Genomic DNA, 591 nt, shown 5'->3' on the forward strand with positions numbered 1-591 from the left:
GTGTCAATCGGCGTCCAAAAAGGACCCCCTATCGGCGTCCAAAAGGGACCCCCTTCGTCGAGCAGCGTGACGGGTATGACGGGTGCACCGTTCGCGCTGGTTGCGGCGTAGGGCGGGCGTAGCCCGACCGGAGGCGCAACCAGCGCGAAGCGTTCTCTGCCGGTGGTCCTGGGCGTCAGCTTCGATGTTTGAAGCGCCAGCTGTCGTTGCCGGTTTCGACGATGTCGCAATGGTGGGTAATACGGTCGAGCAGTGCGGTGGTCATCTTGGGGTCGCCAAAGACGGTCGGCCACTCGCCAAAGGCGAGGTTGGTGGTGACGATGACGGAGGTCTGCTCGTAGAGCTTGCTGACGAGGTGGTAGAGCATTTGACCGCCCGAGCGTGCAAACGGCAGGTAGCCAAGCTCGTCGAGCACCACGAGGTCGAGGCGCGAGAGCTGGGCCGCCAGCGTGCTGGCCTTGCCAAGGCGCGTTTCCTCCTCGAGCCGGTTCACCAGGTCCACTGTGTTGAAGTAGCGTCCGCGGGCGCCGGCTCGTACCACATTGGCAGTGATGGCGGTGGCGAGATGCGTCTTGCCGGTACCCGTTCCAC

General features: G+C 64.1%; 1 protein-coding gene. It reads right to left on the bottom strand.

Annotation, left to right across the window (positions count from 1 at the left end):
- Nucleotides 1-175 precede the first annotated feature (175 nt).
- Nucleotides 176-591: ATP-binding protein (locus BSZ14_RS18795; RefSeq protein WP_158069244.1), on the bottom strand; the 416-nt coding region annotated here is incomplete at its 5' end.

The organism is Sphingomonas sp. Sph1(2015), from assembly GCF_001970915.1.
Classification (GTDB): domain Bacteria; phylum Pseudomonadota; class Alphaproteobacteria; order Sphingomonadales; family Sphingomonadaceae; genus Sphingomonas; species Sphingomonas parapaucimobilis.